The sequence below is a fragment of the Burkholderia territorii genome, assembly GCF_001718335.1.
Taxonomy (GTDB): domain Bacteria; phylum Pseudomonadota; class Gammaproteobacteria; order Burkholderiales; family Burkholderiaceae; genus Burkholderia; species Burkholderia territorii.
Genome location: NZ_CP013366.1, coordinates 2,008,976 through 2,028,419, shown reverse-complemented (window position 1 = coordinate 2,028,419; position 19,444 = coordinate 2,008,976). Strand labels below are relative to the sequence as shown.

The window sequence follows — 19,444 nt, the reverse complement described above, 5'->3', positions numbered from 1 at the left end:
CAGATGGCAGTGGATTACTCGACTCGCGACGGCGTGGCCGTCATCACGCTCAACAATCCGCCCGTCAACGGGCTTGGCCTGTCGACACGCCAGGGCGTCATGGACGCGCTCGATCGCGCGGCGCAGGATCCGTCGGTCACGGCGATCGTGCTGACCGGCGCGGGCCGCGCGTTCTCCGGCGGCGCCGACATCACCGAATTCAATACCCCGAAGGCCCTGCAGGAACCGACGCTGCACACGGTGATCCGCGCGGTGGAGGCGAGCGCGAAGCCGGTCGTCGCGGCGCTGCACAGCGTCGTGATGGGCGGCGGCCTGGAGCTCGCGCTGGGCGCGCACTATCGCATCGCGGCGCCCGGCGCCCAGGTCGCGCTGCCCGAAGTGAAGCTCGGCCTGCTGCCGGGCGCGGGCGGCACGCAACGCCTGCCGCGTGCGGTGGGCCTCGAAACCGCGCTGAACATGATCGTGTCGGGCGCGCCGGTGCCGTCGGAGCAACTCGCGACGAGCGGACTGTTCGATGAAATGGCCGACGGCGACCTGCTCGACGCGGCCGTTGCGTTCGCGCGCAAGGTCGGCGCGCAGAAGGGGCCGCATCCGCGCGTGCGCGATCGCAAGATCGTCCACGAGAACGCGGCGGGCTTCATCCAGTTCGCGCGCAATTCCGCGCGGGCCGCCGCGCCGAATTTCCCGGCGCCGCACAAGTGCATCGACGCGATCGAGGCCGGCGTGCTGAACGGCTTCGACAAGGGCAGCGTCGCCGAGCGCGACGGTTTCGTCGCGCTGATGATGACGCCGGAAAGCCGCGCGCTGCGGCATGCGTTCTTCGGCGAGCGCGCGGCGAGCAAGATTCCCGACGTGCCGGCCGATACGCCGGTGCGCGAGATCCGCCGCGTCGGCGTGATCGGCGCGGGCACGATGGGCGGCGGGATCGCGATGAACTTCATCAACGCGGGCCTGCCCGTCACGCTGCTCGAGACGAAGCAGGACGCGCTCGACCGCGGGCTCGCCACGATCCGCAAGAACTACGACGCGCAAGTGAAGAAGGGCAAGCTCACGCAGCAGAAGCTCGACGCGCGCATGGCGCTGATCACGCCGACGCTGTCCTACGACGACCTGAAGGATGCGGACCTGATCGTCGAGGCCGTGTTCGAGGAGCTCGGCGTGAAGGAGCAGGTGTTCGGCCAGCTCGATGCGGTGGCGAAAGCCGGCGCGATCCTCGCATCGAACACGTCCACGCTCGACATCGACAAGATCGCCGCATTCACGAAGCGGCCGCAGGACGTGGTCGGCATGCACTTCTTCAGCCCCGCCAACGTGATGAAGCTGCTCGAGGTCGTGCGCGGCGCGCACACCGCGAAGGACGTGCTCGCCACCGTGATGGCGGTGGCCAAGAAGATCCGCAAGACGGCGGTCGTGTCGGGCGTGTGCGACGGCTTCATCGGCAACCGGATGATCGAGCAGTACATTCGCCAGGCACTCTTCATGCTCGAGGAAGGCGCGCTGCCCGCGCAGGTCGATCGCGCGATCGAGAAGTTCGGTTTCGCGATGGGGCCGTTCCGGATGAGCGACCTCGCCGGCAACGACATCGGCTGGGCGATTCGCAAGCGCCGCTATGTCGAGCAGCCCGATCTGCATTACTCGAAGATCGCCGATCGTCTGTGCGAACAGGGCCGCTTCGGCCAGAAGACGGGCGGCGGCTGGTACGACTACGTGCCGGGTGAGCGCAAGGCGAAGCCGTCGGCGCTCGTCGACGAGATGGTCGTCGCGTATTCGAAGGAGCGCGGCATCGAGCGGCGCAAGATCGGCGACGACGAGATCGTCGAGCGGCTCGTGTACGCGCTCGTCAACGAAGGCGCGAAGATCCTCGAGGAGAAGATCGCGTCGAAGGCGTCCGACATCGACATGGTGTATCTGACCGGCTACGGCTTCCCGCTGTGGCGCGGCGGCCCGATGCTGTATGCGGACATGGTCGGCCTCTACAACGTCGAGCGCGCGATCCGCCGTTATGCGGCCGCGCCGAACGGCGACGCGTGGCAACTCGCGCCGTCGATCGTCGAACTGGCCAGGGCCGGCCGCGGATTCAACGGCTGACGCCGCGCGCGACGGCGCCGCGAGGCCAGCAAGGAGAAACGCAATGAAACGCACCGACGACGTGTTGCTCGTGATCGACGTGCAGAACGACTTCATGCCGGGCGGCGCACTCGCGGTGCCGGACGGCGACGCGGTCGTGCCGGTGATCAACGCGCTCGCGCGACGCTTCGACCAGGTCGTGCTGACGCAGGACTGGCACCCGCGCGAGCACGTCTCGTTCGCGGCGAATCACCCGGGGCGCGAGCCGTTCTCGACGCTCGCGCTGCCGTACGGCGAGCAGGTGCTGTGGCCTGTGCATTGCGTGCAGGACACCGAAGGCGCGGCGCTGCATCGCGACCTCGACATCCCGCATGCGAGGCTCGTGATCCGCAAGGGCGGCGACGCGCAGGTCGACAGCTATTCCGCGTTCGTCGAAGCCGACCGCACGACGCGCACGGGGCTCGCCGGATATTTGCGCGAGCTTGGCGCGAAGCGCGTGTGGTGTTGCGGGCTCGCGACCGACTATTGCGTCGCGTGGTCGGCGCTCGATGCGCGCGCGGCCGGCTTCGAGGCGGCCGTGATCAACGATGCGTGCCGTGCGATCGACCTGAACGGGTCGCTCGCGCACGCATGGCAGCAGATGCAGGCGGCGGGCGTCGCACACGTGACGTCCGCGGGCGCGCGCCCGACGGCGTAGCGCATTCCCATCCGATTCAGGACATGAAGCAGGACCGAAGGAGACTCGCATGACCGAAGCCGTAATCGTATCGACCGCCCGCACGCCGCTCGCGAAGTCGTGGCGTGGCGCATTCAACATGACGCACGGCGCGACGCTCGGCGGCCACGTGGTCGCGGCCGCGCTCGAACGCGCGAAGCTCGACCCCGCGCGCATCGAGGACGTGATCATGGGCTGCGCAAACCCCGAAGGCGCGACCGGCGCGAACATCGCACGGCAGATCGCGCTGCGCGCGGGGCTGCCGGTGAGCGTGCCGGGGATGACGGTGAACCGCTTCTGTTCGTCAGGGCTGCAGACGATCGCGCTCGCCGCGCAACGGATCATCGCGGGCGAGGGCGACGTGTACGTTGCGGGCGGCGTCGAATCGATCTCGTGCGTGCAGAACGAGATGAACCGGCACATGATCCAGGAGAGCTGGCTCGTCGAGCACAAGCCCGAGATCTACTGGAACATGCTGCAGACGGCGGAAAACGTCGCGAAGCGCTACGGGATCGCGAAGGAGCGGCAGGACGAGTACGGCGTGCAGTCGCAACTGCGCGCCGCGGCCGCGCAGGAAGCGGGCCGCTTCGCCGACGAGATCGTGCCGATCACCGTTCGCGCGGGCATTGCCGACAAGGCGACGGGCCGCCTGTTCACGCAGGAGGTGACGGTATCGGCCGACGAAGGCATCCGGCCCGACACGACGCTCGATGGCGTGTCGAAGATCCGTTCGGCCGTGCCGGGCGGCGTGATTACCGCGGGCAACGCGAGCCAGTTCTCGGACGGTGCGTCGGCGTGCGTCGTGATGAACGCCGATGTCGCCCAGCGCGAAGGGCTGCAGCCGCTCGGCGTATTCCGCGGTTTCGCGGTGGCCGGCTGCGAGCCGGACGAGATGGGCATCGGTCCGGTGTTCGCGGTGCCGAAGCTGCTGAAGCAGGCCGGGCTGAAGGTCGACGACATCGGCCTGTGGGAGCTCAACGAAGCGTTCGCGGTACAGGTGCTGTACTGCCGCGATACGCTCGGGATTCCTGACGAGCGCCTGAACGTGAACGGCGGGGCGATCGCGGTCGGTCACCCGTACGGCGTGTCGGGGGCGCGCCTGACGGGCCATGCGCTGATCGAAGGCAAGCGGCGCGGCGTGAAGTACGTGGTCGTCACGATGTGCATCGGCGGCGGGCAGGGCGCCGCCGGGCTGTTCGAAATCGTCTGATTTTTTGCCCGCCGACGGCCACCGCCCGCATTGACCCAAGCGGCGGCCGTCGCTTGCGATTCGAAAGGATCGGGAGGCAAACGGCGCCGGTTCGATGCTGCCGTTTCCCCTTACTTGTCAAACGAATTGCCGCACCTATACTTGCTCTGACATTTGCCTTTCGGCGGGATGGGGCAACGCGTGCGTCGTACCGGCGTACGTGATGCGTTTCCGGTAGCCGGCGCAGTGGATGCATGCGCGCACATTTGGCGCCGTAAACGTTCGAACCACGCAGCAGACCGAACGGGGACCGAATTGAGCACGACCTATGCAGCCGGGGAACCGCCGCGCGTCGTCACCGCGGCCGCGAGGCTCTATGCGAAATGCCTGCTGGTCGGCTTCGCATTGCTGCCAGCCTATCTGATCGCCTATCTGTGGCTCTTCAGCGACCCGCACGTCGTGTTCGAGAGCCACGCCTTCCATGAAATCGCCATCGCCGCCGCGACCCTCGAAGGCGCATTCGTCACCTATGTGACGTGGGTGTGCTACCGATCGTCCGGCGAACCGCTGCTGCGCTGGCTGACGCTCGGCTTCCTGGGCTTCGCGATGATCTATGCGCTGCACGGTGTCTTCACCGGCATGGCGCACCACAACATCTGGCTGTTCCTGCTGTACGGGCCCGCGTCGCGCCTCGTGATGTCGATCCTGCTGCTGACGGGCCTGCTGTCGTATTCGCAGCCACCCGATCGCGTCGAGAAGCGTACGCGCGTGCGAACGTGGCTGCCGTGGATCGTGTCGTTCCTCGTCATCAACGTGGCGGTCGCCTACATCGCGTATTCGCCGGTCGCGGGCGCGCTGGGCACGCGACTGTCGATGGAAGGCGGCGCGCTGGTGTTTTCGCTGCTCAACGTCGGCCTGCTGCTCGCGCGGCGCATCAGATCGCCGTTGATGGTGATCTACGGGATGTCGATCATGGCATTCGCGCTGTCGTCGCTCGCGTTCATCCTCGGCAAGCCCTGGAACCACATGTGGTGGCTCGCGCATGCGATCTTCGCGGGCGGGTTCTTCCTGCTCAGCTACGGTGTCGTGCAGGCGCTGCAGACGACGCGTTCGTTCTCGGCGATCTACAGTCAGCAAGACCTGATGAGCCGGCTGTCGGAATCGATGGCGCGCACCGAGAGTGCGCTGCAGGAGTTGCGGCGCACGAACCAGAAGCTCGAATACATGGCCGCGACCGATCCGATGACGGGCGCGTCCAACCGCCGCCAGTTCATCGCGCAGGTCGAGCGCGAGATCGTGCGCGCGGAGCGCGACGGCACGCCGTTTTGCCTGCTCGCGCTCGATCTCGACAACTTCAAGAACATCAACGACGCGTACGGGCACCAGATCGGCGACGAGGTGCTGCGCGGCGTCGTGCGCCAGTGTCTCGAGGCGATTCGTCCGGCCGGTGCGCTCGCGCGGGTCGGCGGCGAGGAGTTCATGGCGCTGTTGCCCGAGATGCCGCTCGAAGGCGCGCGCATGACGGCCGAGCGCGTGCGTTCGTCGATCGCGAGTTCGCCGTTCGGGCTGGATTTCAAGCGCGTGCAGGTGACGGTCAGCGTCGGCGTTGCGCAGTACGGCGTCGATGGAAGCACGGTCGATGCGTTGCTGCGGGCGGTCGATGAACGGCTGTATCAGGCGAAGCGCGACGGACGCAATCGCGTGGTCGCGCATTGACGCGCGGCGGCCGCGCGTTGTGACCATGTGGCGCGCGGTCGTCACGCAATAGCGCGACGCGTGGACTGTGTCCGTCTCGCATACACCGCAATGAAGCCCCGCACGAGCATGAGCGCGCGGGGCTTTCCTCTCCCCGCACCGACTATCGCGACGCGATCGCCGCCGCATGTTGCGGCTGCGTGTCCTGCATCCGCTGCGACGCTTGCCACCAGTACTTGCCCGCGCGCAGCTGCGGATCGCGAATCGCGAGATACGTCGTACTCCAAAGCTGTGCGGCGTTGGCCTCGGTCGCATCCGCGCTGCGGGTGCCGAATGCATCGGTCTGGTACTGACCGTTCACGTACGACCAGGTCCACATCTCCGACGTGCGCATGGCGCGTCCGTTCGAAATCACCTGCCAGATCTTTTGTCGTGCCTGCGTCAGCAGCGTGCGCGTCGTGTCCGACAGATCCTGGCGCGCGAGCTGGCGGTCGAGCCCGGCGACCCACATCGCCTGCTGCCAGGACCAGATGACCGTGCCGTGATAGGCGGAACTGGTGAACTTGGGCCAGAGCGCCTGGTTCGCATACGCGGGGTTCGCGATCAGCATCCCGACATCGGTGACGAGCCCCGTCGGGAACGGCCGCGTGACGTCGGTGACGATCCGCTGGAGCTGGTCGTCCGGCGGCGTGCCGAACAGCAGCGCGAAGCCGCCGTCGGAATTCATTACCGGGATCGGCGTGCCTTGCTCGTCGAGCGACAGCGCGTAGAACGTCCGCGGCGCGCTCGGCGCGGTACCGGCCGGCACACCGGCAGACGGCGCATAGGCCGAGACGTCGGCCGCCGCCTGCGCGGCCGGCACGCTTACCTGGAACAGCGGCGGCGCCTGCTGCTCCCAGGTGGCCGCTTCGGTGGCCGTGTTCGCGAGCGTTGCGCGTTGGCCGGCGTCCAGATAAGGATCGAGCAGGCCGCGCGCGAGGAACGCATTCGCCGCACGCAGCGCGGCCGGCACGAGCACCGCATTCACGTCGTACGGATAGACGCCGCCGCCGAGCCCGTCGGTGCTGTCGCGCCAGTTGCCGACGATCTCGCCGGGCCGCAGGTGGATCAGGTTCGCGACCGACGGCTGCTGTGCAAACGGCTGCGCGGTCGCCGCGACGTGCAGCAGGTTGACGACGAGCCGGCTGCCGTTCGTCTGACCGTCGGCGCCGCGTTGCGCGAGATAGGCGGCCGCGCGCGCCTGGCCGCGCGTGTCGTCGATCAGCCAGGCTGCCGCGATCGGCGCGAGCAGGTAGTCGCTGTCGATCATCTTGTAATCGTAGGTCGGCGTTGCATCGTTCGGGCGGCCGTGCTTCGCGTTGTCGACCAGCGCGAATTCACCGATGCCTTCCTCGTGCGCGACCTTGCCGTCGTTCGACAGGCGACTCAGCACCGACGTCAGGCCGGCCTCGATCGCCGCCGGCTCGAGCACCGGCAACAGCATGCGCACCGAGATCAGCGTGTCGCGGCCGAAGTAGGTGTCGTATTGCCACGAGCCGGCCAGCAGCTTGTCGTGGAAGCTCAGGAATTCGAGCACGTTCTGGCTGACCGGATCGGGATTCACGGACGGCGCGAGCAGATCCGCGCGCAGGATCGGCGACAACGGTGTCTCGCCCGACAGCGCGTCGACGTGCAGTTTCAGCGTACGTGCGCCGGCCGCCGCGCGCAGCACGAGCTTGCCGCCCGCGGCGGTCGCGATGCTGCCGCCGTCGCGCAGCGTGATGCGCAGCATCTGGCCAGGCGCGCCGTCGATCCGGTCGCGCTGCCACTGCACGGCGCTACCCTGGATCGTCGGGGCGGTGACGATCTCCGGCGGAATCGTCGCGCCGCCGTTGAAATCGCGCAGGAAGCGCACGCTACCGAGCAGGCCCTGGCGGATCGTCAGTGTGTCGGTGTCGACCGAGACGTCGGCGCCGATGCCGTAGAGCGGCCGACCGTGCGTATCGGGCGCCGACAGCGGGGACGGCGACGTGTCGAGGTTCCAGTTCACCGGCTGGGCGGTGTCGTCGAACCACAGCCCGGTGCCGCTGTTGCCGGCCGGGAACACCACGAGCAGACGCGGTTTCGTCGACGAACGCACCAGCAGGTGCGCGGCGACCTTGTCCTGCCGGTAGAACGCGTTGATCTGCCCGCCGGTGTCCATGCGGAACGACAGTGCGGCGCTGTTCGACGGCGTGCTGCTCGACTGGACGTCGTCGTCGTTGCAGGCGGAAAGCAGACCGGCGCAGACGAATCCGAGACACAGCGATTTCGCGAAGCGGTGCATGTTCATGACGACCCTCCTGATGAATGTATTTTTATCGGAATGCTCGAGCGGAGCGGGTGATTCGATCGCTTTTGTGTTGTGTCGCGGGCATTCGGAAAATGCCCTGGATTAATCGTGACGTGACGCACGGCGGCGAATTGAACGGCTTTTAATCGAATGCCGATCAATGCCGAAAATTGAACGTAAAAGGACGCGCCGCCCGTTGTGATGCGGGTGCAGTCAGTGCAGAACGCGCTTCGCGCAGACGATGGGCGACGTTCGTGCGGTGCTGAAAATCAAGATGAAAAGATGAAATATGGTGTGTGCGATTCTAAATTTCGATGAAAGCCGAAGTCAATGATGTCTTGCCGGGTTTTGAATATCCAATTCTTCGTTAATCGTAATTATTACCCGGCGGATCGGTAAAACCTGCGAATATTAAAATATCAATGACGAATCCGGATGGCGAGCGATCGAATGGTTCGTGATAGCGCGTCAATTGGCCGAGGGTCCAGCAATACGCGTTCCTGCCAGTCGGCCGGGGACTAGATGGCGTTGCGTCCGAACAGCAATCAAAACGGCCTGTCCGTTGCGTGATCGCACATCGGCGTCATCAAGTTTGGTAGGCTTGGTGCCTGCCGCCGTTTCCCGGATCGCGTCGTCGAATATCGATGCAGTGAAAAATCGCGTATCGTCGTCGGAACGACTGGACGACGGTCGATATTCGGCTTGTTTCGTCCCGGCTCGCCCGCGCCCGCAGGTAACAGCGCAGACCGACCACACACACGGCGCGACGCCCGCCGCGCTTGCGGCGCGCCGGCGGCGCGCACGCCAACGAACAGGAGCAACGGAAGTGATCAGACATATCGTCATGTGGAAACTGAAGGAATCGGCGGAAGGCGGCACGCGCGCGCAGAACGCGCTGAAGCTGAAGGAAAAGCTCGAAGGCTGCCGCGACATCGTGCCGGGCATCCTGCAACTCGACGTCGGCATCGCGACGCCCGGCCTCGAAGCGACGTCGGACGTCGTGCTCGTGTCCGATTTCACGGACCAGGCCGCGCTCGATGCGTACCAGGTGCACCCGGTTCACCAGGAGGTGAAGAAATTCGTCGTGGCCGTGGCCGAATCGCGCCAGTGCGTCGACTACCTGTCCGACAGCGCACGATGAGTAACGCGGCATCCCCGACGGACGGCCCGTCGATCGAAAGCCCGTTCGTCGACCTGCTCGGCGTGCGGCTCGTGTCCGCGAAGGATGGTGCGAGCGAGATCGTGCTGCCGCTCGACGAGCGGCACATGAACACGTGGAGCATCGCGCACGGCGGCGTGACGATGACGCTGTCGGACATCGCGCTCGCGATGGCGGCCCGCAGCCTGACCGATGACGGCGTCGGCGTCGTCACGGTCGAGATGAAGGTGAATTTCATGCAGCCCGGCCGCGGCGAGTTGCGCGCATACGGGCGCGTGATGCATCGTTCGACGACGATGGCGTACTGCGAAGGCGAAGTGCGCGACAGCGACGGCAACTTCGTCGCGAAGGCGCTCGGCACGTTCAAGTACATGCGGCGGCTCGCGGTGGGTCGCGACATCAAGCGGCAACGCACGCGCACGGCGCCGGATGCGCAGCCCGGCCCGAGCGACGCGTAGGCGCCGGGACGTGCGGCCCTGCCTGGTGACAGGCAGGGCCGTTTCTTTTTACGGCACGGATTCGCAGCGGGACGGCGTCACGGTGACAGCGAAACCAATGAAGCGGGCCATGAATGCGATCAACCGCCAGATCCTGAGCCAGTTCCTGATCGTGTCATGCCCGCAACGCGCGGCGAGCGCCGACGATTTCCGGGTCGCCGAAACGCCGCTGGTGCTGCTCGTGCCGCTCGTCCGATCCGCGCGTGGCATCATGTGACGCTTGTCCGTTCACGGCGCCGCACGCGCCGTTCTCACCGATGCCGCTGAATCCGAAGATCGCCCAGATACTCGACATGGTCGAGCGCGCGAAACGCCCGTCCTATCACCACCAGACGCCGCAGCAGGCGCGCGCCGCGTACGAGAAGAGCGCACCCATCCTCGACGTCGCGCCCGCGCCGATGCATTCGGTCGAGAGCTGCGTCGTGCCGACGCGCGATGGCCGCACGATCGGCGCTCGGCTCTATCTGCCCGTCGAGCCGAGTCTCGCCGAACCGCTGCCGGCGCTCGTCTATTACCACGGTGGCGGCTTCACGGTCGGCAGCGTCGATACGCACGACGCGCTGTGCCGCATGTTCGCGCGCGACGCCGGGTGCGCGGTGCTGTCGGTCGACTACCGGCTCGCGCCCGAACACCGCTTTCCGACCGCGGTGAACGACGCCGACGACGCGTTGCGCTGGCTGCATCGCGAGGCCGCCGCATTCGGGATCGACGCGACGCGGCTCGCGGTCGGCGGCGACAGCGCGGGCGGCACGCTCGCGACCGTCTGCGCGGTGCTCGCGCGCGACGCGGGCATCGACCTTGCTCTGCAGTTGCTGATCTATCCGGGCGTGACGCGCTACCAGGACACCGAGTCGCACGGACGGCTTGCGAACGGCTATCTGCTGACGCAGGACACGATCCAGTGGTTCTTCACGCAATACGTGCGCGATCCCTCCGACCGGGACGACTGGCGCTTCGCGCCGCTCGATGGCACGCGCGGCGCGCCGTCGTTCGCCGGTGTGGCGCCGGCCTGGATCGCGACGGCCGAATACGATCCGCTGAGCGACGAAGGCGCCGCATACGCGGACAAGCTGCGCGCGGCCGGCAATACGGTAACGCTGGTCTGCTATCCGGGGATGATCCACGAGTTCTTCAAGATGGGCGGCTACGTGCCGGAGGTGCGGGCCGCGCATGCCGACGCGGTGGCGGCGCTCAAGGCCGCATTCGACGACGATTGACGGCAGCGGCGCCGGGCGCCGCGCGGAGGAAGCGATGACCGACGGCTGGGTGGAAACGGGCGACTGGGCCGTGCTGGGCGGCGACGCCGCACGTATTCGCGATGCGGTGTTCGTGCGCGAGCAGCGCATTCCGCCGGAATGGGAACTGGACGACGAGGATCCGGTGTCGCTGCACGCGGTTGCGTACCGGGTCGATGCGGCGACCGGCGCGCGCCGTGCGGTCGCGACGGGACGGCTGCTGCGCACCGGCACGATCGGCCGCGTTGCGGTGCTAGCCGACGCGCGCGGGCAGGGCGCGGGATCGGCCGTGCTGCATGCACTTCTGGACGCAGCGCGGCAGCGCGGCGAGCCGATCGTACGGCTCTACGCACTGGTTGCCGCGGTGCCGTTCTACGTGCGGCACGGCTTCGCGACGATCGGCGAACCGTTCGTCGAAATCGGCGTACCGCACGTCGAGATGGTGCGCGCACCCTAGCGCGCCTTGGGCTCAGCGCGGTTGCGTCGCGTCGATGTCGAACGTGAACGCGCGCTCGAAACTGCCCGGCCGAACGGTGCGGTGCGAGCCATCGTCGTCGCAGCGTTCCTTGATGTCGACCGTCAGCCGCACGCCTTCCTTCATCGTCACGCGCAGCGCGGTCGTGCCGCGCGTGCCGTATTCGGGCGTCTCGATGAACGCAGCCGACAGCGCCCGCTCGCGCTCGAGCGGAATGCCGGTGTGCGGCAGCGCGTCGTCGTCCGCGACGTGCGGATCGCGCATCAGCTCGATCAGCTCGTCGAGCGACGGGTTCGGGTTGTCGGTCAACAGCGTGCCGAGTTCCGCGCGCTTGCGCACGACTTTCGGCCAGGGCGTATCGAGCCGCGCGTTCGACAGCGCATGCACGCCGGCGCCGATCGCGACCGGCGCCGCAACGCCGGTCTCGCCCTCGGCCGCGCGATTGCAGAACCACGCGAGCTCGCGCCGCTTCCAGTCGCCGACCAGCAGGTTGAAGCCGTTGTATACGGCCGCGTGCTCGGCCAGCTCGCCGAGATAGTCGAGCGGCGCGACGGACGGGCCGCGCAGGAAATCCGACACGAGCTTGCCGCGGGTCGGCGCGCCTGCGCGAATGTCGAACGGCGCACGGTAATTCGTCAGCGCCGCGAAGCGACCGTCGCGCGACACGCCGAGCCAGGTGCCGCCCGCTTCGAGATCGCGGCCGGCGAGCACGCCCGGCACATCTTCCCACCAGGAAAGCGGCGCACTCGTACGGCGAAAGAATTCGTCGCGGTTGGCGGTCAGGGTAAAGACAGGACCGGCGGCGGCATCAGGCTGCCAGTCGAAGGCAATCAGACACATCGGGCGAATCTCTCGCAGGAAACATCGTGCGCCGGCCACGATCGGGGAGCCGGCGTGCGAACGGGTTGTCAGTGCGTCACGCTTCCGTCGGCCATGCGTACGGCAGCGCGTCGAACGCGAGTGCCGCACCGTCGGCCGAACCGAGGTGCACCGTGCCGGTGTCGAGCGCGGCCAGCTTGATCTCGACGAGTGCGTCGACGCCGCCGGCCGGCGCGGCCGCCGCGTTGACGATCATCCCGCACGGCTGGCCCGGGTCGTCGCTGTGGAACAGCTCGACGCCGGCATGCACGGTGTCGGTCTCGCCGGCGACATGCGCGAGCGCGGTACGGCGCTTGATCGTGCCGCGGTACTGGCTGCGCGCGACGACTTCCTGGCCCGGGTAGCACCCCTTGCGGAAGTTAACGGCACCGATCACGTCGAAGTTGACCATCTGTGGCACGAACTGTTCGACGGCCGGCTGCGTGATGCGCGGCTCGCCCGCGCGCACGTCGAGCCAGTCCCATACCGCAGGCGACACGACCGGCAGCGTGCCGGCGAGCGCGGCGAGACGCGCGTCGACTTCCGCGCGCGGCCCGATCCACAGGTAGCGTTTGCGGCCTGCCGCATCCGGCACACGGATCAGTGCGCCGGCCGGGCCGTCGACCTTCACGTGCACGCCGTCGGGCAGCGCGTCGAAGATGCCCGACAGCGCGTTGCGCACGTCGCCCGCGAAGCCGACCACCGCGAGCGCGTCGCTCGCGTCCGTCAGTTTCGCCTTTGCACGCAGCACGAACATCGACAGCCGTTTCTGCACGGCAGCCTGGACGTCCTTCGACACAAGCAGGCGCACGCCGTGACCGGCGCGCCACGCAAGGAACGACGCAAGCAGGCGGCCTTTCGGCGAGCAATAGCCGGACAGGCGCGCGCTCGCGGCATCGAGATGCTCGATGTCGTTGGTGAGCTGGCTGTGCAGGAACGTCGCGGCGTCGTCGCCGGCCACGTCGATCACGCCGAATTGCGGGAGCGGCATGTACGCGCCCGGCGCGTCGAAATCTTCGGCGGACGGGCGGGGAAAAACGGGGAGCGAGACGGATGCGGGCTGGGTAGCCGGTGAAGCGAACGGTGTGCTCATGGAATGAGGGAACAGTCAACCCTGACTTTGACGAAGGCGAGCAAGTATTATATGGGTCTTACCTGAGTCTCGTTTCCATGTCCCTACTGAAGAAATGCGCCGCGACTGTCGTGGCGCTGGCCGTCGTTGTGGCCGCTGCCGGCGCGGGCGGCGGGTATTACTGGGCGACCCGGCCGCTGCTGCTGGGTGCCGCATCGCTCGACGTCACGATCAAGCCGCGCAGCAGCGTGAAGAGCGTCGCGCTGCAGCTCAAGCGCGGCGGCGTGCCGCTCGAGCCGTTCGGCTTCGTCGCGATGACGCGCGTGCTCGGGCTGTCGAGCCGGCTCAAGTCCGGCAACTACGAATTCAAGACCGGCATCACGCCGTACGAGGTGCTGCAGAAGATCGCGCGGGGCGACGTGAACGAATACGTCGCGACGGTGATCGAAGGCTGGACCTTCAAGCGGATGCGCGCGGAACTCGACGGCAATCCCGATCTCGCGCACGCGACGGCGGGCATGAGCGACGCCGAATTGCTGCGTGCGATCGGTGCGCCGGAGAACGTGATTCAGCGCGGCAGCGGCGAAGGGCTGTTCTTTCCCGACACCTATCTGTTCGACAAGGGCACGAGCGACCTGAACATCTATCGTCGTGCGTATCATCTGATGCAGACGCGCCTCGACGAAGCGTGGGCCGCGCGCGTGCCGGGGCTGCCGTACAAGACGCCTTACGAAGCGCTGACGGTCGCGTCGATCGTCGAAAAGGAAACGGGCCACGCGGCCGATCGCGCGTTCGTCGCCGCCGTGTTCGCGAACCGTTTGCGCATCGGGATGCCGCTGCAGACCGATCCGTCCGTGATCTACGGCCTGGGGGACGCGTACGACGGCCGCCTGCGCAAGCGCGACCTGCAGGCCGACACTCCTTACAATACCTACACGCGCCGCGGGCTGCCTCCGACGCCGATCGCGCTGCCGGGCGTCGCCGCGCTGCAAGCGGCAATTAATCCGGCCCAGACGAGCGCGCTCTATTTCGTCGCGAAGGGCGACGGCACGAGCGTGTTCTCGGACACGCTCGGCGACCACAACAAGGCCGTGGACAAGTACATACGAGGTCAATAATGGCGAGCGGTAAATTCATCACGTTCGAAGGGATCGACGGGGCGGGGAAGACCACCCACCTGCAATGGTTCTGCGAACGTCTCCAGGCGAGGCTGGCCGCGAGCGGCCGACAAGTCGTCGTCACCCGCGAGCCGGGCGGCACGCAACTGGGCGAGAAGCTGCGCGAGATCCTGCTGAACCAGCCGATGGATCTCGAGACCGAAGCGCTGCTGATGTTCGCCGCGCGCCGCGAGCACCTCGCGCTCGTGATCGAGCCCGCGCTCGCGCGCGGCGACTGGGTCGTGTCCGATCGCTTCACCGACGCCACGTTCGCATACCAGGGCGGCGGCCGCGGGCTGCCGCGCGACAAGCTCGAGACGCTCGAGCGCTGGGTGCAGGGCGGTTTCCAGCCCGACCTGACGGTACTGTTCGACGTCGCGCCGCAGGTGGCGAGCGAGCGCCGCGGCGCCGCGCGCATGCCCGACAAGTTCGAAAGCGAGTCCGACGCATTCTTCTCGCGCACCCGCGGCGAATACCTGCGGCGTGCGCAGGAGGCGCCGCACCGCTTCGCGATCATCGACGCGACGCAGACGATTCCCGAGATCCGCGAGCAGCTCGAACGCGTGCTCGCCACGCTGTAACACGAAGGAACGCACCACATGATCTACCCGTGGCAGACCGACGACTGGAACCGCCTGCAGCAACTGCGTGCACAGTGGCCGCATGCGCTGCTGCTGCACGGCCAGGCCGGGATCGGCAAGCTGCAGTTCGCGCAGCATCTCGCGCAGGGCTTCCTGTGCGAGGCGCCGCGACCGAACGGCGAGCCGTGCGGCACCTGCGCGGCCTGCACATGGTTCGCGCAGGGCAATCATCCGGACTACCGGATCGTGCTGCCCGAGGCGCTCGCGGGCGAGGCGCCGGGCGCCGTCGACGACGCGAAGCCGGCCGACGCGGACGAAGGCGGCAAGAAGACGCGCACGCCGAGCAAGGAGATCAAGATCGAGCAGGTGCGTGCGTTGCTCGACTTCTGCGGGGTCGGTTCGCACCGCGGCGGCGCGCGCGTCGTCGTGCTGTACCCGGCCGAGGCGCTGAACGTCGCCGCGTCGAACGCGCTGCTGAAGACGCTGGAGGAGCCGCCGTCCGGCGTCGTGTTCCTGCTGGTGTCGGCGCGCATCGACCGGCTGCTGCCGACCATCATCAGCCGCTGCCGGCAGTGGCCGATGACCGTGCCGGCGCCCGACGCGGCCGCGGCGTGGCTCGCCGCGCAAGGCGTCGACGATGCGCGCGCGCTGCTCGCCGAAGCAGGCGGCGCGCCGCTCGCCGCGCTGGCGCTCGCGAGCGACGAGAATCGCCCGCTGCGCGATTTCACGCTCGGCCAGCTCGCCGCCGGCGCCGCATGCGATCCGTTCGCGTGCGGCGAGACGCTGCAGAAGCTGCCGGTGCCGCTGGTGCTCGGCTGGCTGCAGCGCTGGCTGTACGATCTGCTCGCGCAGCGCATGGCGGGCGCGCCGCGCTACTTTCCGATGCAGGCAGCCGCACTCGCACGATGCGCCGAGGCGGTCGACGCGAATGCGTTCGCGCGCTTCATGAAAGCCGTGACGCGGCAGCGCACGGTCGAGAACCATCCGCTCAATGCCCGCCTCGTATTCGAGGAACTGTTTCTCGGTTATCGGGAAATGTTCGCATGAGCGAGGATTGTTTCCTTCGGGTGAGGAAACGATTGCCCGCGAGCGCATGAGCGCCCGCGAACCGTATTCAGGAAACACGATGTTCGTCGATTCTCACTGCCACATCAATTTCAAGGGTCTCGCCGACCGCCTGCCGGCCGTGCTGGAGAACATGCGCGAGCACGACGTCACGCACGCGCTGTGCGTGTCGGTCGACTTCGAGACGCTGCCGGACGTGCTCGCGATCGCCGACGCGCACGACAACGTGTATGCGTCGGTCGGCGTGCATCCGGATCACGAGGATGCACGGGAGCCGACGCTCGCGGAGCTGGTCGAGCTGGCCGCGCACCCGAAGGTCGTCGCGATCGGCGAGACGGGCCTCGACTACTACCGCCTCGAAGGCCGCTCGATCGCCGACATGGAGTGGCAGCGCGAGCGCTTTCGCACGCACATCCGCGCGGCGACCGCGACGATGAAGCCGCTGATCATCCATACGCGCTCGTCGTCGGAGGACACGCTGCGGATCATGGCCGAGGAGCGCGCGGACGTGCCGGGCGGCGTGATGCACTGCTTCACCGAGCCGTGGCCCGTCGCCGAGCAGGCGCTTGCGCAGAACTTCCATATCTCGCTGTCGGGGATCGTCACGTTCAAGAACGCGACCGACGTGCAGGACGTCGCGCGGCGCGTGCCGCTCGACCGGCTGCTGATCGAAACCGACTCGCCGTACCTCGCGCCGGTGCCGTATCGCGGCAAGCCGAATGAACCTGCGTACGTCAGCCATGTCGGACGCTTTATCGCGTCAGAGCGAGGGATCGCCGTCGAGGCGCTCGCCGATGCGACGACACGCAACTTTTTCCGGCTGTTCAAGATCGCCCGCTGACGACGCGCGGCCAGCCGACAACCCAGGGAAGGAGCCCACAACAATGACGAAGCCGACCACATACCTGCCCAAGCGCGCACTCGTCGCCGCCGCGCTCGTCGCGAGCGGCCTGCTGGCCGCTGCCGGCGCGCATGCCGAGTCGCTCGACGCGATCGTCAAGGCGGTCAAGTTCGACGACATCGCCGACATCGGCAAGCAGCTCAAGAGCGGCAAGCTCGATCCGAACACGCTCGCGCCGAATGGCGACCCGATCCTCGTGATCGCCGCGCGCGAGAAGTCCGACAAGGTCGCCGCCGCGATCGCCACGACGCCGAACGTCGATCTCGAGAAGGAAGACAAGGCCGGCGAGAACGCGCTGATGCTCGCGTCGCTGAACGGCGACGTCGCGCTCGTCAAGCTGCTGATCGACAAGGGTGCGGAAGTCAGCAAGAAGGGCTGGGCGCCGCTGCACTACGCGGCGACCAACGGCCAGGACGAGGTCGTCAAGATCCTGCTCGACCACGACGCGTATATCGACACCGCGTCGCCGAACGGCACGACGCCGCTGATGATGGCCGCGCGCGGCAACCACGCGTCGACGGTGAACCTGCTGCTCGACCAGGGTGCCGATCCGCAGGTGAAGAACCAGCTCGGCATCACCGCGCTCGAGTTCGCGAAGCATTACAACGCGCCGGATGCGATCGACATCCTGAGCAAGCGGACGGTGCGCGTCGGTGCATCGGCGCCGGCAGATGCCCAAAAGAGTGCAAAATGACGGTTTCGGCGCGGTGGCGCAGCGCCCGGCCGGCCGCAACCCGGCCGGCAGCGGGCGTGCGGCCGCCGCGCCGGTCAGCGCAGTGAGCGGCCTCGGGCCGCATTGACATAAGGAACACCATGTTGCGGGCTATGTTTTGTGCCGCGGCGTTCGCCGTGCCGTTGTCGGCGGCGGCTTTCACGGGCGCGGATCTCGACCGGCTGTGCGCGAAGACGGACGTCAAGTCGCGGGCGTCGTGCGCGGCCTACATCGAAGGCGCCGCCGATGGCGTCTACAACACGATCGATGCGATCGGCGGCACCACGGGGCCGCGCGTCGGGCAGTATTTCTGCCTGCCGCCCGACATCCGGGCGCAGCAGATGACCGACGCGGTGCGCAAGTACATCGCGGAGAATCCGAGGCTGGCCGACTACAACGCGAGTACCGCGGTGTCGCTCGGTCTCGGCAAGGCGTTCCCCTGCCGGGGCGGCAGCTGATCTGACTGCCGGGTCCGGGCACGCAGCGTTGCCCGGACGTCGCCGACGCATCCAGGACGAGGCCGCCGAGCCTCATAACCGAAGCATCCCGGGCGCCGATGGTTTCAATCGAGGAATTGCAGCGCATCGCCGATGCGCCGTTGCATGCGTGGCTCGGCACGCTGGGCGTGTCGGTCATCGTCGTGCTTGTCGTCGTGATCGTGCACCGTGTCGGCGCACGCATCGTCAAGCGCATCGCGCAGCCGTATCCGTTGATGAGCGTGATCCTGCGCTACATCGACAAACCGTCGCTCGTCACGCTCGCGCTGCTCGCGCTCGAGTTCCTGTGGCTTCAGGCGGACGAAGGCATGTCGTTCGTGGGCGGCATGCGGACCGCGGCCGCGGTCGGCTCCATCGTGTCGCTGACGTGGCTGCTGGTGCGGCTCGCGGCCGGCGTCGGCGATGCGATCATCCAGGCTCATCCGATGGATGCAGTCGACAATCTCCACGCACGGCGCATCCACACGCAAGCCAAAGTACTCGTGCGGACCGTCATGGTGCTGATCGTGATCATCGGCACCGGCGCCGCGCTGATGACGTTCCCGAACGTGCGCCAGGTCGGCGCGAGCCTGCTGGCGTCGGCCGGCGTCGCGGGGCTGGTCGCCGGTATCGCCGCGCGGCCGGTGCTCGGCAACCTGATTGCCGGGCTGCAGATCGCGCTCACGCAGCCGATCCGGCTCGACGACGTCGTCGTGATCCAGGGCGAGTGGGGGCGCATCGAGGAAATCACCGGCTCGTTCGTGTCGGTGCGGCTGTGGGACCAGCGCCGGCTCGTGGTTCCGCTGCAGTGGATCATCGAAAACCCGTTCACGAACTGGACGCGCAGCAGCTCGGAAATCATCGGCACGGTGTACCTGTCGGTCGACTACCGCACGCCGCTCGCGCCGCTGCGCGAGGAGCTCGCGCGGCTCGTCCATGCGGCGCCCGAGTGGGACGGCCGCGTGCAGGTGCTGCAGGTGACGGACGCGACCGAGCGCACGATGCAGTTGCGCGCGCTCGTCAGCGCGGCCGACTCGTCGGCGTGCTGGGATTTGCGCTGCCGTGTGCGCGAGGGCTTGATTGCGTATCTGCAGACGCGCTTTCCGCAATGCCTGCCGCGTAGCCGGATGGAACTGTATCCGCACGATTCGGCGCCGGGCGAGCCGAGCCCCGAACGGCCGCATGCGCGGCCGCCCGCTGCCAGCACGGCGGCCAACACCGCGGCCGATCCGAAGGCCACCGAAGGCCGCTGAACGCGTGCCGGTAACCGCCGTCATCT

19 protein-coding genes are annotated in these 19,444 nt (G+C 67.6%); 16 read left to right on the top strand and 3 right to left on the bottom strand.

The window, feature by feature from the left end:
• Positions 1-3 precede the first annotated feature (3 nt).
• The 4 genes from WS51_RS19935 (at position 4) to WS51_RS19920 (ending at position 5,687) form a co-directional block, all read left to right on the top strand.
• The gene (locus WS51_RS19935) at positions 4-2,088 is read left to right on the top strand and encodes a 3-hydroxyacyl-CoA dehydrogenase NAD-binding domain-containing protein (protein WP_069229683.1); all 2,085 of its coding nucleotides are present in this window, start codon (positions 4-6) and stop codon (positions 2,086-2,088) included.
• A gap of 43 nt (positions 2,089-2,131) precedes the next feature.
• Positions 2,132-2,764: a bifunctional nicotinamidase/pyrazinamidase gene (gene pncA / locus WS51_RS19930; RefSeq protein ID WP_059449940.1), complete on the top strand. Its 633-nt coding sequence runs from the start codon at positions 2,132-2,134 to the stop codon at positions 2,762-2,764.
• Between the two features lie 49 nt (positions 2,765-2,813).
• Positions 2,814-3,992, top strand: a complete 1,179-nt coding sequence (locus tag WS51_RS19925; protein WP_059503173.1) for an acetyl-CoA C-acyltransferase — start codon at positions 2,814-2,816, stop codon at positions 3,990-3,992.
• 294 nt (positions 3,993-4,286) lie between these two features.
• On the top strand, positions 4,287-5,687 hold the full coding sequence (locus WS51_RS19920) for a sensor domain-containing diguanylate cyclase (protein ID WP_059449938.1): 1,401 nt from the start codon (positions 4,287-4,289) through the stop codon (positions 5,685-5,687).
• Positions 5,688-5,829: 142 nt separating this feature from the next.
• Here the strand turns inward: WS51_RS19920 and WS51_RS19915 are convergent, their stop codons facing one another.
• Positions 5,830-7,971: a glucosidase family protein gene (locus WS51_RS19915; protein ID WP_069230020.1), complete on the bottom strand. Its 2,142-nt coding sequence runs from the start codon at positions 7,969-7,971 to the stop codon at positions 5,830-5,832.
• Between the two features lie 832 nt (positions 7,972-8,803).
• On the opposite strand from WS51_RS19915, the gene WS51_RS19910 reads away from it, so the two are divergent.
• The 5 genes from WS51_RS19910 (at position 8,804) to WS51_RS19895 (ending at position 11,325) form a co-directional block, all read left to right on the top strand.
• A complete protein-coding gene (locus tag WS51_RS19910) occupies positions 8,804-9,118 on the top strand; it encodes a Dabb family protein (RefSeq protein WP_059449937.1) in 315 nt (104 codons plus the stop codon).
• A complete protein-coding gene (locus WS51_RS19905; protein ID WP_059449936.1) occupies positions 9,115-9,594 on the top strand; it encodes a PaaI family thioesterase in 480 nt (159 codons plus the stop codon). Before WS51_RS19910 ends, WS51_RS19905 begins: the two co-directional genes overlap by 4 nt.
• 109 nt (positions 9,595-9,703) lie before the next feature.
• Positions 9,704-9,850, top strand: coding sequence for a hypothetical protein (locus WS51_RS32165; protein ID WP_155623772.1), 147 nt, complete (start codon positions 9,704-9,706; stop codon positions 9,848-9,850).
• Between the two features lie 40 nt (positions 9,851-9,890).
• A complete protein-coding gene (locus WS51_RS19900; RefSeq protein ID WP_059449935.1) occupies positions 9,891-10,850 on the top strand; it encodes an alpha/beta hydrolase in 960 nt (319 codons plus the stop codon).
• 34 nt (positions 10,851-10,884) lie between these two features.
• Positions 10,885-11,325 carry a GNAT family N-acetyltransferase gene (locus WS51_RS19895; RefSeq protein ID WP_059770180.1) on the top strand — a complete coding sequence of 147 codons (441 nt, stop codon included), beginning with the start codon at positions 10,885-10,887 and terminating at the stop codon, positions 11,323-11,325.
• Between the two features lie 12 nt (positions 11,326-11,337).
• Here WS51_RS19895 and WS51_RS19890 read toward each other — a convergent pair whose 3' ends face one another.
• Positions 11,338-12,183, bottom strand: coding sequence for an NRDE family protein (locus tag WS51_RS19890; protein ID WP_059503169.1), 846 nt, complete (start codon positions 12,181-12,183; stop codon positions 11,338-11,340).
• A gap of 76 nt (positions 12,184-12,259) precedes the next feature.
• Complete coding sequence (gene ygfZ / locus WS51_RS19885; RefSeq protein ID WP_059503167.1) at positions 12,260-13,294, bottom strand: CAF17-like 4Fe-4S cluster assembly/insertion protein YgfZ; 1,035 nt, start codon at positions 13,292-13,294, stop codon at positions 12,260-12,262.
• 77 nt (positions 13,295-13,371) lie between these two features.
• Between ygfZ and mltG the strand changes: the two genes are divergently transcribed.
• The 7 genes from mltG to WS51_RS19850 all read left to right on the top strand — a co-directional run bounded on the left by mltG (position 13,372) and on the right by WS51_RS19850 (position 19,418).
• Positions 13,372-14,391 carry an endolytic transglycosylase MltG gene (gene mltG / locus WS51_RS19880; RefSeq protein ID WP_059503165.1) on the top strand — a complete coding sequence of 340 codons (1,020 nt, stop codon included), beginning with the start codon at positions 13,372-13,374 and terminating at the stop codon, positions 14,389-14,391.
• Positions 14,391-15,011, top strand: a complete 621-nt coding sequence (tmk, locus tag WS51_RS19875; RefSeq protein ID WP_059449930.1) for a dTMP kinase — start codon at positions 14,391-14,393, stop codon at positions 15,009-15,011. The genes mltG and tmk overlap by 1 nt, the downstream gene beginning before the upstream one ends.
• Before the next feature lie 18 nt (positions 15,012-15,029).
• The gene (locus WS51_RS19870; RefSeq protein WP_059547420.1) at positions 15,030-16,058 is read left to right on the top strand and encodes a DNA polymerase III subunit delta'; all 1,029 of its coding nucleotides are present in this window, start codon (positions 15,030-15,032) and stop codon (positions 16,056-16,058) included.
• Positions 16,059-16,137: 79 nt separating this feature from the next.
• Positions 16,138-16,917, top strand: a complete 780-nt coding sequence (locus tag WS51_RS19865; RefSeq protein WP_059449928.1) for a TatD family hydrolase — start codon at positions 16,138-16,140, stop codon at positions 16,915-16,917.
• Between the two features lie 43 nt (positions 16,918-16,960).
• Complete coding sequence (locus WS51_RS19860) at positions 16,961-17,671, top strand: ankyrin repeat domain-containing protein (RefSeq protein WP_059503159.1); 711 nt, start codon at positions 16,961-16,963, stop codon at positions 17,669-17,671.
• Positions 17,672-17,790: 119 nt separating this feature from the next.
• Positions 17,791-18,147, top strand: a complete 357-nt coding sequence (locus WS51_RS19855) for a Rap1a/Tai family immunity protein (protein WP_059449926.1) — start codon at positions 17,791-17,793, stop codon at positions 18,145-18,147.
• 98 nt (positions 18,148-18,245) lie between these two features.
• Positions 18,246-19,418, top strand: coding sequence for a mechanosensitive ion channel family protein (locus tag WS51_RS19850; protein WP_059503157.1), 1,173 nt, complete (start codon positions 18,246-18,248; stop codon positions 19,416-19,418).
• The last annotated feature ends 26 nt before the right edge of the window (positions 19,419-19,444 follow it).